Below are 12,998 nucleotides of genomic sequence, written 5' to 3' on the forward strand. Positions count from 1 at the left end.
GTGCTAGTGGCCCTGCTCGTCGCGGCGGCGCTGCCAGCGCTGCTCGATGCGGTCCATCATGGAGCGCTTCTGCCGTCCCTGACGGCGCGCGTGCGGGGCACCTGCGGCGGGCTGTTCACCCGGCTTGGGGGCCTTGCGCCAGCCGGTCACGGCGAGAACCGCACAGCCGAGCATGACGAGGAAACCCACCACGCTGAGCCAGACCTGCTTGGCGACCATTCCAGCCATGAGGAGCGCGATACCCACGAGAAAGCCGGCGACCGCCTGGTAGACCCGTCGCCGGGTGTACGTACGCAGCCCGCTTCCCTCAAGCGCTGTCGCGAACTTGGGATCTTCGGCGTACAGCGCTCGCTCCATCTGCTCGAGCATGCGCTGCTCGTGCTCCGAGAGCGGCACGGAGTCCTCCTCATCGTGCAGTCGCCGGGGCGACCCGGGGGGTCCCTTCAGGATAGGCAGGGAATCGCCCCCGTGAAACCCGCCCCTCTGCGCCAATTGGCCAACCGGAATCCGCCATGGACGTCCCGGCTCGCTGAAGCTTGCATTCCCCAGCGGCCGACCCGTCATGCCGGGTGGTCTCCCTCGATCATACGGCGCTGAGGCTCCGATCGGGGGGCCTGTGGCCTACTCCATGTGCGGCCAAGTCCCTGATCAGCGGTGCACCGCAGGAGGCGGCTCAGGCCTCGGAGGCCCCCTGCGTCTCGCCGAGCACGTGGAGCTGGGTGGCGACGGAGTGGAAGGCGGGGAGCTCGGCCGCCGCCTCCTCCAGCTTCAGCAGCGCCTCCAGGGCGCCCGGCTCCGTGTCCACGAGGACGCCCGGGACGAGGTCGGCGAAGACCCGTACGCCGTGCACGGCGCCGACCCTGAGGCCCGCGCCCTCGGCCAGCGAGGTGAGCTGCGCGGCGGTGAAGCGGCGCGGCACGGGGTCGCCGTCGCCCCAGCGGCCGTTCGGGTCTTCGAGGGCCTGCTTGGCCTCCTTGAAGTGGCCGGCGAGGGCGCGCGCGAGCACGGCGCCGCCCAGCCCCGCGGCGAGCAGGCTGAGCACTCCCTCGGACCGCAGGGCGGCCACGGCGTTGCGCACGCCCTCGGCCGGGTCGTCGACGTACTCCAGGACGCCATGGCACAGCACCACGTCATAGCCGCCCCGCTCGACCACGTCGAAGAGGCCGTGGGCGTCGCCCTGGACACCCCTCACCCGGTCGGCGACTCCGGCCTCGGCGGTGCGGCGCTCCAGAGCGAACAGGGCGTTGGGGCTGGGGTCGACGACGGTGACCCGGTGGCCGAGACGGGCGACGGGCACCGCGAAGTTGCCGCTGCCGCCCCCGGTGTCGAGGACGTCCAGCGACTCCCGGCCCGTGGCCTTCACCCGGCGTTCGAGGGCCTCCTGCAGGACCTCCCAGACCACGGCCGTACGGAGGGAGGCACGGGGGCGAGGGGGGTCGGTGCGTGACGACGTCGTCTGGGGGTGGTGGTGGGAGACGGGCGGGCGCATCGGGTCCGACACGGCAGTTGACTCCTCGGCGCGGCACCGCCCCTTGCACGGCGGAGCGAACGGAGTGCCTCCCCCGCCGGGATGCGAGAGGGAAGGCTTCAGGCGCCTTCCACCCTATTGCCTCCGGTGCCCTGCCTGGTCACCGCGGTGGTGTGCCCCACCCGCCGTCTCGTACGGCGGACGGACTCATCCCGTGTCCGGTAAGTCACGGTCGCTCTCCGCTTCGGTCTGCGGATGGTCGGCGTCCTGGCGCGGCTGCGGGAGGACCGGCTGGAGGACGAGCATCCGCTCGACGAGGCGCAGGAACATCGCCACGTCGCGTATCAGATCGTCGGCGTCGCGGCGGCCGGCCGCGCCCGGGATGCCCGCCTCGGCCCGGGCGCGGCGCCGGGCACCGGAGGCGAACAGCGCGCTCCACTCGGTCAGTTCGGGCGCGATTTCGGGGAGGACTTCCCAAGCGCTCCGGATGCGGGCCCGGCGTCGGGACGACGGCTCGGGGCGCCCTCGCGCGGCGAGCACGGCGGCGGCGGTGCGCAGGGCGGCGAGGTGGGCGGTGGCATAGCGCTCGTTCGGCGTTTCGAGGACGGCTGCCTCGTCCAGCCCGGCGCGGGCCTGGGCCAGCAGGTCGAGGGCGGCGGGCGGGGCCGTGGTCCGGCGGAGCACCGGGTGGACGTCGCTGGCCGGACCGGTCAGTGAGGGGGCAGGACCGGTGGCACGGCGCCGACGGGCGGCTGCTGCGTGATAGCTGGCCATGACGAACCTCCTGTCGTCTGCGTGACGGCATGCCCCGATACGGGCCGCCGTATGTGCCCATCGTGCGGTATGCCACTGACAATCCGTTCTGACCTGGGCTTTTGCGTCGATCGAGAGTTCGCGTTATTTTTTGCACTGACCAGTCAGTTCAAATCAGGGGAATGGGGGGAACCGTGCCCGGAATCGGTGTCACGGCCCGCGGCCTCGGACTCAGGGGCCCTCGCGGCTGGGCCTTCCGCGACGTCACGTTCGACGCGGAGCCCGGCTCGCTGATCGCGATCGAGGGACCGTCCGGGTCCGGCCGCACCTGCCTGCTGCTCGCGCTCACGGGACGGATGAAACCCACGGAGGGTGCGGCAGGGGTGGGCGAGTGGAAGCTGCCCAAGCAGATGGCGGCCGTGCGCCGGGTCAGTGGGCTCGCGCACGTCGGCGGGGTCACCGATCTCGACCCGGCGCTGACCGTGGGCGAGCATCTGCACGAACGGGCGCTGCTGCAACGGCGGTTCGGCGACTCGCTGCGTGCGCTGCTGCGGCCGCGTGCGGAGCGCGTCGCCGAGGCCAGGCTGCGGATCGACACCGCGCTGGCTGCCGCCGGGCTGGACCGGGAGGCGCTGCCCAAGGGCTCCCGGACGGCCGTACGCGATCTCGAACGGCTGGAGGCGCTGCGGCTGTCCCTCGCGCTCGCCCTGCTCGGGCGCCCTCGGCTGCTCGGCGTCGACGACACCGACCTCAAGCTCTCGGAGGCCGAACGGGGCGAGGTCTGGGCGCTGTTGAGGTCGATCGCCGAGTCCGGGACGACCGTCGTGGCGGTGTGCAGCGAGGCTCCGGACGACACCGTCGCCGTAGCCACCGGGGACGTCGCAGCCGCCGAAGGCGTCACCGCCACGCAGGACGTCGCAGCCACCGAGGGAAAGGGGAGGGCCGATGCGCTCGCCGAAACTGGCCGCTCTTGAGCTGAGGCGCTTCGGCAGGGGCAGGCTGCCGCGCGCCGCCATGGTGGCGCTCCTCGTGCTGCCGCTGTTGTACGGAGCCCTGTACCTGTGGTCCTTCTGGGACCCGTACGGCCGTCTGGACCGCATCCCGGTGGCGCTCGTCAACGACGACAAGGGGGCGACGGCCGACGGGGAGAGGATCGCGGCGGGCGACGCCCTCACCCAGGGGCTGCGCGACAGCGACGTCTTCGAGTGGCACGAGGTGAGCTCCGCCGAGGCACGCGCGGGCGTGGAGGACGGCACGTACTACCTGTCGCTGACCATGCCGGCCGACCTCAGCGAGCGGATCGCGTCCAGCGCGGGTGACTCGCCGCAGAAGGGCGCACTCCAGGTGCGTACGAACGACGCGAACAACTACATCGTCGGGCAGATCTCGCGGACGGTGTTCAGCGAGGTGCGTCAGGCCGCGTCCACGAAGGCGTCACGGTCCTTCCTGGACAAGATCTTCATCTCGTTCTCCGACATCCACGGCGCGACGGTGAAGGCGGCGAACGGCGCCGACAAGCTGAGCGGCGGTATCGGGAAGGCGGAAAAGGGGTCGAAGGACCTCGCCGACGGGCTGAAGGACGCCAAGGACGGCAGCGGCAAGCTCTCCAGGGGCCTGCGGAAGCTCGACACGGGCGCGGGCGACCTGGAGGACGGCTCGAAGCAGGTCGCGGCGGGCACGCAGACGCTCGCCGACAAGGTCAACGGGATCGACAAGAAGGCGGGCCCGTTCCTGAAGGGCAACGAGAAGACCATCGGGGACACCGCCCAGCTGGTCGCCGACTCCTCCAAGGCGATCCGCCACAATCTCGGCACCCTGGTGAAGACGGCCCCGGTCGCCGCCAAGGGCGCGCATGCGGCCTCCGACACGCTGGACGACGTCTACAGGACACGCTGCGAGAACCCCGTGCTGCCGGACGCGGCCTGCTCCGACCTGAAGAAGGCGAAGGAGGCGGCCGACGACGTGTCGACGATCGCCGACGACCTGAACACGTTGATCGGCGACCAGGACGGCGACCTGAAGAAGCTCGACAAGAACCTGGCCACCCTCCAGACGCAGGCCCAGGCACTCGCCGACCGCGCGCCGCACCTCTCCGAGGACCTCGACGACGCCGTCTCCAAGGTCAACAAGCTGAACGAGGGCGCCGGGAAGGTCGCCGCGGGCGCCAAGAAGCTGCACAAGGGGCTCGGTACGGCCAAGAACGGTGCCGGAGACCTGGACGAGGGCCTCGGCAAGCTGAAGACCGGCGCCCAGACCCTCAACGGCGGCATGTACAAGCTCGTCGACGGCTCGGGCAGGCTCGCGGGCGGGCTGCACGACGGCGCGGGGCAGATCCCCGACTACGACAAGCAGGACCGCGACAAGCGCACCCAGGTGATGGCGGACCCGGTCGGGCTCGTCTCCAAGGACCTGCACAAGGCGCCCAACTACGGCACCGGGTTCGCCCCGTACTTCATCCCGCTGTCCCTGTGGGTGGGCGCGATGGTGGCGTACATGCTGATCCCGCCGATGAACCGGCGCGCGCTCGCCACGGGCGCCCCGGCGTGGCGGATCGCGCTGGCGGGCTGGCTCCCGGTGGTCGCGATCGGCGTACTGCAGACCGTGTCCCTGATGTCGGTGCTGCACTGGGCGATCGGCCTGCAACTGGACCGGGCGGCCGGCACCGTCGGCTTCCTGTTCCTGGTGACGGCGTGCTTCGGGGCGATCGTGCAGTGGCTGAACGCGCGCTTCGGGGCGGCGGGCCGGATCCTCGTCCTCGCCCTGCTGATGCTCCAGTTGACCTCCGCCGGCGGCACGTACCCCGTACAGACCAGTCCGGGCTTCTTCAACGCGATCCACCCCTTCCTGCCGATGAGCTACGTCGTGGAGGCCCTGAGGAGGCTCATCACGGGCGGCGGCACGGGACCGGTGTGGCACGCGTGCGTGGTGCTCGTGGCGTTCACCGCGGGCGCCCTCGCACTGACCGCGGTGTCGGCCCGCCGCCGGCAGGTGTGGACGCTGGACCGGCTGCACCCGGAGCTGACCCTGTGAGCCCTGCGGCGCCGTCCGGGGGTACGGCTCCTGTGACAATCAGGACCATGGAACGCAGCAGCGCCACGCCGGGCGGCAGCACCCGCCGCGAGGCCACCCGACAGAAGCTCTACGAGGCGGCCGTCACGCTCATCGCCGAGCAGGGCTTCTCCGCCACCACGGTGGACGAGATCGCCGAGCGTGCCGGGGTCGCGAAGGGCACGGTCTACTACAACTTCGCGAGCAAGTCCGTTCTCTTCGAGGAGTTGCTGCGACACGGCGTCGGGCTCCTCACCGCCTCCCTGCGGGAGGCGGCCGAGCGGACGGCCAGGGACGGCGGCAGCAAGGTGGACGCGCTGGACGCGATGGTCCGGGCGGGTCTCGTCTTCATCGACCGCTATCCGGCCTTCACCCAGCTGTACGTGGCCGAGATGTGGCGCACCAACAGGGCCTGGCAGTCCACGCTGATGGTGGTCCGCCAGCAGGCGGTCGCTGTCGTCGAGGACGTGCTGCGCGAGGGCGTGGCGAACGGCGAGTTCAGCGACGAGATCGACGTGTCACTGACCGCGTCGGCGCTGGTCGGCATGGTCCTGGTGGCCGCCCTGGACTGGCAGTCCTTCCAGCCGGAGCGCTCCCTGGACGATGTCCACGCGGCGCTGTCCCGGCTGCTCCAGGGGCGCGTGAGCGGGCAGCGCTGAGCACACACGAAAGCGCCGGTCCGATGTGGCCGCGTCCCCCGCGGGCCACCTCGAACCGGCGCCTTCCCGTACTCCCCCGTTTTCTCTTCCCCCGTCGGACCCCCGTTCCGGTCCGTTCCCCCGGGTTCCCCCGTGCCTCGCTCCCGCCGACCTCGGTCGGCGGAAGGAGCGGATCCGGGGCCGCTCCGTTCCGACGCCCCGTGTCGCCGGTGCCGGAGCCGCGCCCCTTTCCGTGTCTCCACTCTCTCGTTCACGCAGGTCGGGCCCATCCGCGCGCGTACTCATCTCACCCACTAGGTACGCGTACTCAGTGCTGCGCACTCACCCCCAGGGCGCTCCGTTCCCGACTGGTCCCGATCGCCTCCGTGTCCGTACTCCCCTTGGCTCGTCCTGCCTCCCCCCGGCGGGCGACGGGAGAAACGCGGACTCGCCGCGCAGACCGGACGGCCACCCGGCGGACCACTCGTGCCGTGGCTGTCAGTGGCGGTCGGTAAGGTCGCGGGCATGGGACGGATTGCGGTGATCGGCGCCGGGATGGGCGCGATGGCGGCCGCCGCCCGGCTGGCCGTGGCGGGCCACCGGGTCGCGGTGTACGAGCGTGCTCAGACGTACGGCGGGGCGGTATGCCGCTTCGAGCGGGACGGGTTCGGCTTCGACGCCGGCCCTGGGCTGCTGACGCTGCCCGCCGTCTGGCGTGATCTGTTCGTCAAGACCGGCAAGGAGCCGCTGGAGGCGTGCGTCGAGCTGGTCCAGGTCGATCCGTCCTCACGGCACGTCTTCGCGGACGGCACGGAGGTGTCCCTGCCGAACGCCTCGCGCGCGGGCGCGGTCGCGGCCCTGGACGAGGCCCTCGGAGCCGGCGCGGGCGGGCGCTGGGGCGACTTCCTGGTGCGGGCCCGTGAGGCCTGGGACCGCACCCGCCGGCCCCTGTTGGAGGAGCCCCTGTGGCCCAACTGGTCGGTACTGGCCGAGCGTGACCCGTACCCGGCGGTCCCGCACAAGCGGCTGCTGCGCACGCGACGCGCCACCACGCTCGCCGAGGTCGGCGCCTGGGAGCTGCGCGATCCCCGGCTCACGGCCCTGCTGGAGAGTTACGCCCTTTCGTACGGCCTCGATCCGCGCGTCGCTCCGGCGAGCGCGGCCGTGCTGCCGTACATGGAGCACGCCTTCGGGAGCTGGTATGTCCGCGGCGGCGTAAGGGAGTTGGCGCGCGCGGTGTACGAGCGGTGCGTGGCTCGCAGGGTCGAGTTCCACTTCGGCGCCGAGGTGACGGGACTGCTGGAGAAGGACGGCCGCGCGGCCGGGATCGAGCTGGCCGGGGGCACCTCCCTGGTGGAGGCGGACCATGTGGTGGCCGGTGTGCATCCCGTACGTCTGCGGGGGCTGACGGAGCGTCTGCTCGACGAGGAGGGCGATGTACGGCCCGACACCGCCCCCCGCCCCGGACGGTTCACCGTGCTGCTGGCGCTGAGCGGCCCGCGGGAGGCCGGTGCGGTTCATCACACGGTCGTGCACGCGCCCGACCGCGCGGCCGAGCTGGACTCGCTGGGCTCCGGCGCGGCCGAGCCCGTCCGGCCCACGGTGACCGTGCTGCGGCCGGACGACCCGGCGCTGAGACCGGACGACGGGCACGAGTCCGTGGTCGTGTCCGCGGTGGTGGCGACGGGGTCCGACCCGCATCCGCCGGAGCGGGACGAACGCCTCGCCGACGCGCTCGTCGCCGCGGCCGGGGCCGCGATACCGGGGCTGCGTGAGCGGATCCTGTGGCGCGAGGTGCGGCCGCCGGAAGACGGCGAGAAGGAAGCAGGCGCCGCGTTCGGTGGTCTGTCCGCTCCTTCGCTGGCCGCGGGAAGCGGGCGCTTCCTGCACCCGGCCAACACCACCCGGTTCCCGGGTCTCTACCGGGTCGGAGGGTGGTCCCACCCCGGCGGCGGTCTCCCCCATGCCGGCATGTCGGGCGCGCTGGTGGCCGGACTGATCGTGGAGGGGCCGGAGTTCAGGGGTTCTCAGTGAGCGCCCCGCGCCGGGGGGCTCACTGAGGGGCTCTCAGAAGCGGTACTGCTCGTCGTACCCGTTCCCCTGCGCCTGCCCCTGCGCTTGTCCCTGCCCCTGACCGTTGTTGTCCTGGTAGGGGTAGGGCTGCTCCTGCGGGAGTTCGCCGCCGTAGGTCTCGTCGGTGCGCTGCTGCGGAACCCACACGCCGCCGGCCGGGGTCTCGCCACCGTAGGTGCCGGTGGCGTACTGGTCCTGTCCGTAGCCCTGCTGCGTGTACTGACCGTAGGTGGCGTCGTAGCCGCCGCCGTAGGTCTGGGTACCGATGTACGGGTCGGAATAGGCGGCGTACTGCTGCTGGCCGGTGGTGTCGTAGCCGTACTGCTGCTGGTCGTACCCGGAGTAGTCGTACGCGTAGGCCTGGTCGGCGCCCTGGGCCGTTGTCGCGTACTGGTCCTGGGCCTGGCCGGCGTTCGCGTAGGACGTGTCGTTGGCCGCGGTGTACGTGTTGTCGTTGTATATGCCGTACGAGCCGGTGTCGTCGGGCAGGGGCTGCGGCTCGTACACCGCGGTGGACTCCGCGGCCGTGGGCTCGGCGGCGGAGCGGGCGGGGGTGAAGACGTCGTCGCGGTCGTAGTCGTCGTCGTTGTACGACACGCTTTCGCGGTTGTAGGCGGCCGCCCGGTCGCCGTACCCGCTCTCACCCGGCTCCAGGTCGGAGACTTCCAGGCTCGGGTCCTGGCGGTCCGCCGCGCCACGCCTGCGCTTGGTACCGGCGCCGTCCTCGTCGGGGCGCTTGACCGCCCAGCCCGCGGAGAAGCCACGGCGGAACGACAGCGTGACGTAGGTCTGGCCGACCGCGAACGCGGCCGCGCCCAGCCCGATGACGATCACTTGCGAGATCAGCACTCCGGCCACGACGCACAGGAAGCCGGCGAAGGCGAGCAACCGCCAGCGCAGCCGCGCCTTGTACTGCAGCAGCACCTCACCCAGCAGCCACAGCGCGACGATTCCGAACGCGATGTAGAGGACCGTATAGCCCATGTACGCCCCTCTCCCAGTCGCCGCTACGCAGTGTGTCGTATACCCGTGCGGCTGGTCTAGGCCCGCGGGGGGTGGTGCAGGCCCAGGTTCTCGTAGATTTCCAGCGTCGCCGTGGAGTTGTTGAGCGTGATGAAGTGCAGTCCGGGCACGCCCTCGGCCAGCAGCCGCGCGCAGAACTCCGTGGCGAATTCGATGCCAACGGAGCGTACAGCGGTCGGATCGTCTTTTGCTGTGAGGATTCGCTCTTTCAGGGCGGCCGGGATGTGCGCGTTGCTGAGCTGGGGCAGCCGCTCCAGCATCTTCACGCTGGTCACCGGCATCACTTCGGGGATGACGGGGGTGTCGCAGCCCGCCGCGGCGACCCGGTCACGCAGCCGCAGATAGGACTCCGGCTGGAAGAACATCTGCGTGATGGCGTAGTCGGCGCCGGCTCGGCACTTGTCCACGAAGCAGGCGACGTCCGCGTCCCAGTCCTCGGAGCGCGGGTGCATCTCCGGGAAGGCCGCGACGCCTACGCAGAAGTCGCCCGACTCCTTGATGAGCTGGACGAGTTCGGCGGCGTAGGTCAGACCCGTCGGGTGCGGCACCCAGTCGCCCATGGGGTCGCCGGGCGGGTCGCCGCGCACGGCGAGCATGTTGCGGATCCCGGCGTCGGCGTACTGGCCGATGATGTTGCGCAGTTCGGCGATGGAGTGGTTGACCGCGGTGAGGTGGGCGACCGGGGTCAGCGTGGTGTCGGCGACGATCTGCTCGGTCTCCTTGACCGTGCCCGCGCGGGTGGAGCCGCCGGCGCCGTAGGTCACGGAGACGAAGTCGGGGGCCACGGCCTCGACCCTGCGCAGCGCGCTCCACAGGTTCCGCTCACCCTTGGGCGTCTTGGGCGCCGAGAACTCGAAGGAGTACGTCGTCTTGCCCGTGGCGAGCATGTCCCGCACGGTGCGTGCGCGATCAGTCCTTGTGGATGCGGTTCCGAGGGCCATACTCGCAGGTTAACCAGGGGTGGGCGGTCCCCCAACCGAGCGCCGGTAATTTGCCCGTTTTGTCGACTTGTTGTCCACCCCTTGGACAGCCTGCCCGCTCAGGGATTCCGGCTGCCCGCTCAGGGATTCCGCAGCCGCTTCGCGAAGTCGGCCGCCGCCGCGCCGGGGTCGTCCGCCTCGGTGATCGCGCGAACGACCACGACCCGGCGGGCGCCGGCCGCGAGCACCTCGTCGAGGTTGCCGAGGTCGATGCCGCCGATGGCGAACCAGGGGCGGTCGGTGCCGAGGGAGGCGGTGTACCGGACCAGGTCGAGGCCGGGGGCGTACCGGCCGGGCTTGGTGGGGGTCGGCCAGCAGGGGCCGGTGCAGAAGTAGTCGACGCCCTCCTGGACGGCGGCGGCCGCCGCTTCCGCCTCCGCGTGCGTCGAGCGACCGATGAGGACGTCGTCCCCGAGGATCGCGCGGGCCGCGGGGACCGGGAGGTCGCCCTGGCCCAGATGGAGTACGCCGGCGCCGGCGGCGTACGCGACGTCCGCGCGGTCGTTGACCGCCAGCAGCTTGTCGTGACGGGCGCAGGCGTCGGCGAGGACCTTCAGGTGCTCCAGCTCCTCGGCCGCCTCCATGCCCTTGTCGCGCAGCTGCACGATGTCGACGCCGCCGGCCAGGACGGCGTCCAGGAACTCGGGCAGGTCGCCCTGGCGCCTGCGGGCGTCCGTACACAGGTAGAGGCGCGCGTCGGCGAGCCGGGCGCGTGCGGTGACGGCGGTGTCGGGCATACGAGGGTCCCCCCGGTGTCGTTCCGTGTCGGCGGCGTACGGGCTCGGGGACGGGCCGTGGCCGTCGGCCCCCGCGGACCGCAGTGGACCTGCGGATCTCAGTGAACCTGCAGAGCTGCGGGCCGCAGTGAACCGCGGCCGTGGCCTTGGCCGGCCCCGGCCCGTACGCCGGACGGTGTTCGGATCAGCCTGTTCGGATCAGACGGCGAGCGCCTGGGCCCGGCGCTTCACCTCCGTGCCTCGATTCTCGCTCAGAGCCTGCGCGGGGGTGCCGGGCAGGCTCTCGTCGGGGGTGAAGAGCCATTCGAGCATCTCTTCGTCGGTGAAGCCGTCGTCCCGCAGGAGCGTCAGGGTGCCGGTCAGGCCCTTGACGACCTTCTGCTCGGTCCCGTCGATGAAGGCGGCGGGGACGTGCAGCGCACGGTTCTCACCACGGCGTACGGCGATGACTTGGCCCTCCTTGACCAGCTGTCGCACGCGCGTCACCTCGACATCGAGCATCTCTGCGATGTCGGGCAGCGTGAGCCAGGCGGGGACGAGAGCATCGATCTTTGCGTCAATCTCGGTCACGGAATCAAGCCTGCCATCCCGCACTGACAGTCGGAAGCCAGGAGCGTCCGACCTGCGGCTTTTGCACTACACCGCGGCGGCTTTCAACGGCTTCGCCGGATCCGCGAGCAGCTCCGGGTCCATCGGTGTGCCCGCCTCGATCAGCCGTCTGCCCTGCGCCAGGTCCCGCGGCCTGCCCACCGCCAGCAGGGCGACCAGTCGGTTCTCGCGCAGCCAGCACACGGACCAGGCGGGCCCCGACGGGTCGCCGCGCCACAGGGTCGTGTCGGCGGACGCGTGGTGGCCGGCGTACTGGACGAAGCGTCCGAACTGCTCGGACCAGAAGTACGGGACCGGGTCGTAGACCGCCAGGGGTTCGTCGGTGGCCTCGCCGACGATGTTCGCCGCCACCGTGCGCGGCCCCTGGAGGGCGTTGTCCCAGTGGTGGACCACCAGGCGCTCGCCATACCGTCCCGAAGGAAAGGAGGCGCAGTCGCCGACGGCGTGGACGTCCGGTGCGGACGTGCGCAGGTGGGTGTCGGCCACGACCTCGCGGTGTGCGCCGAGCTCGATGCCGGAGCCGGTCAGCCAGGCCGTGGCGGGGCGTGCGCCGATGCCGACCACGACCGCGCCCGCGGGCAGCCTCGTGCCGTCGTCGAGGACGACCGCGCCGGGCTCGACGCGCTGCACGCGCGCGTGCGTACGCAGCACGGCGCCGGCATCCGCGTACCAGGCCGCCATCGGTGCGGCCACCTCGGCCGGCAGTGCTCCCGCGAGCGGCCGGTCCGCGGCCTCGACCACGGTCACCGCGCAGCCGGCCTCGCGCGCGGCGGTGGCGAATTCGGCGCCGATCCAGCCCGCGCCGACGACCACGATGTCGTGCTGCCGCACGAGCACGGGCCGCAGTCGCTCGGCGTCGTCCAGGGTGCGCAGCAGATGCACGCCGGGCACGCCCTCCGTGCCCGGCAGGGTGATCGGCTCGGCGCCGGTGGCGAGGACCAGGACGTCGTACGGGACGGGCCCGGCCTCGGTGTCCAGTTCGTGCTCGCCGGGACGCACGCCGAGCACCTCGCGGCCCAGCTGCAGTTCGATGCCGAGCGCCTCGAAGTCGACGTCGAAGGCGGAGCCCTCGGCCTTGCCGAGCAGGACGGCCTTGGACAGCGGCGGCCGGTCGTACGGCTGGTGGGGCTCGGCGCCGATCAGTGTGACGGTGCCGGTGAAGCCCTGTTCGCGCAGGGCGACGGCGGTCTGCACACCGGCCATCCCCGCGCCGGCGACGACCACGCGCCGTTCCGGCGACGTGCTCACTTCCCGCGTCTGCTCACTCACCTGATCACCATAGACAACTGACAATTCGTCAGTCAGCGGTCGCGCTCAGTGACCTGCTCCACAACACTGGTTCCGCTGCCCGGCTGCGACTCCCACTCCCAGGTCTCCTCCAGCCGCACCCGCCGGTCCGGCAGTTCCACCACCGTCGACACGCAGTGCCCCGAGGACGTCGTCCCGTCGTGCTTGAGCTGGACGTAGCGGAAGTCCAGCCGGTCCCCCGACCGGGTACCCACCAGATGCCCGCGTACGACGTCGCCGCCCGCGTACTCGGCCCAGATCTCGCCGTCCTTCTCGTGGTACGTGAACCGGGTACGGGTACCCACCTGACCTGGAGCCTGGTCGGCGACGGGCGCGAGGACGAGGCCGTCGAGCGAGCCTGACATGGCAGAGGGCTCCTTAC

General features: G+C 71.6%; 13 protein-coding genes. 4 read left to right on the forward strand and 9 right to left on the reverse strand.

Translation table 11 applies throughout. From position 1 onward, the window contains the following. Window positions 1-3: 3 nt before the first annotated feature. The 3 genes from ACYUED_RS11710 to ACYUED_RS11720 all read right to left on the reverse strand — a co-directional run bounded on the left by ACYUED_RS11710 (window position 4) and on the right by ACYUED_RS11720 (window position 2,242). On the reverse strand, window positions 4-396 hold the full coding sequence (locus tag ACYUED_RS11710; RefSeq protein ID WP_232648209.1) for an SCO2097 family morphological protein: 393 nt from the start codon (window positions 394-396) through the stop codon (window positions 4-6). A 277-nt stretch (window positions 397-673) separates the two neighbouring features. Next, window positions 674-1,501 carry a methyltransferase gene (locus tag ACYUED_RS11715; protein WP_491292215.1) on the reverse strand — a complete coding sequence of 276 codons (828 nt, stop codon included), beginning with the start codon at window positions 1,499-1,501 and terminating at the stop codon, window positions 674-676. 174 nt (window positions 1,502-1,675) lie between these two features. Next, window positions 1,676-2,242, reverse strand: a complete 567-nt coding sequence (locus ACYUED_RS11720) for an SAV_6107 family HEPN domain-containing protein (RefSeq protein WP_266512752.1) — start codon at window positions 2,240-2,242, stop codon at window positions 1,676-1,678. 161 nt (window positions 2,243-2,403) lie between these two features. Here ACYUED_RS11720 and ACYUED_RS11725 point away from each other — a divergent pair, with 161 nt between their 5' ends. The 4 genes from ACYUED_RS11725 to ACYUED_RS11740 all read left to right on the forward strand — a co-directional run bounded on the left by ACYUED_RS11725 (window position 2,404) and on the right by ACYUED_RS11740 (window position 7,941). Continuing rightward, window positions 2,404-3,195: an ATP-binding cassette domain-containing protein gene (locus ACYUED_RS11725; protein WP_491292216.1), complete on the forward strand. Its 792-nt coding sequence runs from the start codon at window positions 2,404-2,406 to the stop codon at window positions 3,193-3,195. Further along, the gene (locus ACYUED_RS11730; protein WP_491292217.1) at window positions 3,167-5,251 is read left to right on the forward strand and encodes a YhgE/Pip family protein; all 2,085 of its coding nucleotides are present in this window, start codon (window positions 3,167-3,169) and stop codon (window positions 5,249-5,251) included. Before ACYUED_RS11725 ends, ACYUED_RS11730 begins: the two co-directional genes overlap by 29 nt. 47 nt (window positions 5,252-5,298) lie before the next feature. After that, complete coding sequence (locus ACYUED_RS11735) at window positions 5,299-5,928, forward strand: TetR/AcrR family transcriptional regulator (RefSeq protein WP_491292218.1); 630 nt, start codon at window positions 5,299-5,301, stop codon at window positions 5,926-5,928. Between the two features lie 504 nt (window positions 5,929-6,432). Then, window positions 6,433-7,941 carry a phytoene desaturase family protein gene (locus ACYUED_RS11740; protein ID WP_491292219.1) on the forward strand — a complete coding sequence of 503 codons (1,509 nt, stop codon included), beginning with the start codon at window positions 6,433-6,435 and terminating at the stop codon, window positions 7,939-7,941. 33 nt (window positions 7,942-7,974) lie between these two features. Here the strand turns inward: ACYUED_RS11740 and ACYUED_RS11745 are convergent, their stop codons facing one another. The 6 genes from ACYUED_RS11745 to ACYUED_RS11770 form a co-directional block, all read right to left on the reverse strand. Beyond that, entirely contained in the window at window positions 7,975-8,964 is a 990-nt protein-coding gene (locus tag ACYUED_RS11745) for an SCO2102 family sporulation regulator (RefSeq protein ID WP_491292220.1), read from the reverse strand. Window positions 8,965-9,020: 56 nt separating this feature from the next. Next, a complete protein-coding gene (metF, locus tag ACYUED_RS11750) occupies window positions 9,021-9,944 on the reverse strand; it encodes a methylenetetrahydrofolate reductase [NAD(P)H] (protein ID WP_491292221.1) in 924 nt (307 codons plus the stop codon). Window positions 9,945-10,063: 119 nt separating this feature from the next. After that, entirely contained in the window at window positions 10,064-10,720 is a 657-nt protein-coding gene (thiE, locus tag ACYUED_RS11755; protein WP_491292222.1) for a thiamine phosphate synthase, read from the reverse strand. Window positions 10,721-10,918: 198 nt separating this feature from the next. Further along, on the reverse strand, window positions 10,919-11,290 hold the full coding sequence (locus ACYUED_RS11760) for an Rv2175c family DNA-binding protein (RefSeq protein ID WP_491292223.1): 372 nt from the start codon (window positions 11,288-11,290) through the stop codon (window positions 10,919-10,921). Between the two features lie 66 nt (window positions 11,291-11,356). Beyond that, window positions 11,357-12,598, reverse strand: a complete 1,242-nt coding sequence (locus ACYUED_RS11765; protein ID WP_491292224.1) for an NAD(P)/FAD-dependent oxidoreductase — start codon at window positions 12,596-12,598, stop codon at window positions 11,357-11,359. A 32-nt stretch (window positions 12,599-12,630) separates the two neighbouring features. Continuing rightward, window positions 12,631-12,981 carry an avidin-fold protein gene (locus ACYUED_RS11770; protein WP_491292225.1) on the reverse strand — a complete coding sequence of 117 codons (351 nt, stop codon included), beginning with the start codon at window positions 12,979-12,981 and terminating at the stop codon, window positions 12,631-12,633. Between the last annotated feature and the right edge of the window lie 17 nt (window positions 12,982-12,998).

The sequence above is a fragment of the Streptomyces sp. DF42 genome (genome assembly GCF_058267695.1).

Bases quoted from the DNA above. Each gene is read 5' to 3' on its own strand.
- ACYUED_RS11770 (WP_491292225.1), bottom strand. From the start codon at position 12,981: ATGTCAGGCTCGCTCGACGGCCTCGTCCTCGCGCCCGTCGCCGACCAG.
- metF (WP_491292221.1), bottom strand. From the start codon at position 9,944: ATGGCCCTCGGAACCGCATCCACAAGGACTGATCGCGCACGCACCGTG.
- ACYUED_RS11725 (WP_491292216.1), top strand. From the start codon at position 2,404: ATGGGGGGAACCGTGCCCGGAATCGGTGTCACGGCCCGCGGCCTCGGA.
- ACYUED_RS11745 (WP_491292220.1), bottom strand. From the start codon at position 8,964: ATGGGCTATACGGTCCTCTACATCGCGTTCGGAATCGTCGCGCTGTGG.
- ACYUED_RS11740 (WP_491292219.1), top strand. From the start codon at position 6,433: ATGGGACGGATTGCGGTGATCGGCGCCGGGATGGGCGCGATGGCGGCC.
- ACYUED_RS11730 (WP_491292217.1), top strand. From the start codon at position 3,167: ATGCGCTCGCCGAAACTGGCCGCTCTTGAGCTGAGGCGCTTCGGCAGG.
- ACYUED_RS11720 (WP_266512752.1), bottom strand. From the start codon at position 2,242: ATGGCCAGCTATCACGCAGCAGCCGCCCGTCGGCGCCGTGCCACCGGT.
- thiE (WP_491292222.1), bottom strand. From the start codon at position 10,720: ATGCCCGACACCGCCGTCACCGCACGCGCCCGGCTCGCCGACGCGCGC.
- ACYUED_RS11735 (WP_491292218.1), top strand. From the start codon at position 5,299: ATGGAACGCAGCAGCGCCACGCCGGGCGGCAGCACCCGCCGCGAGGCC.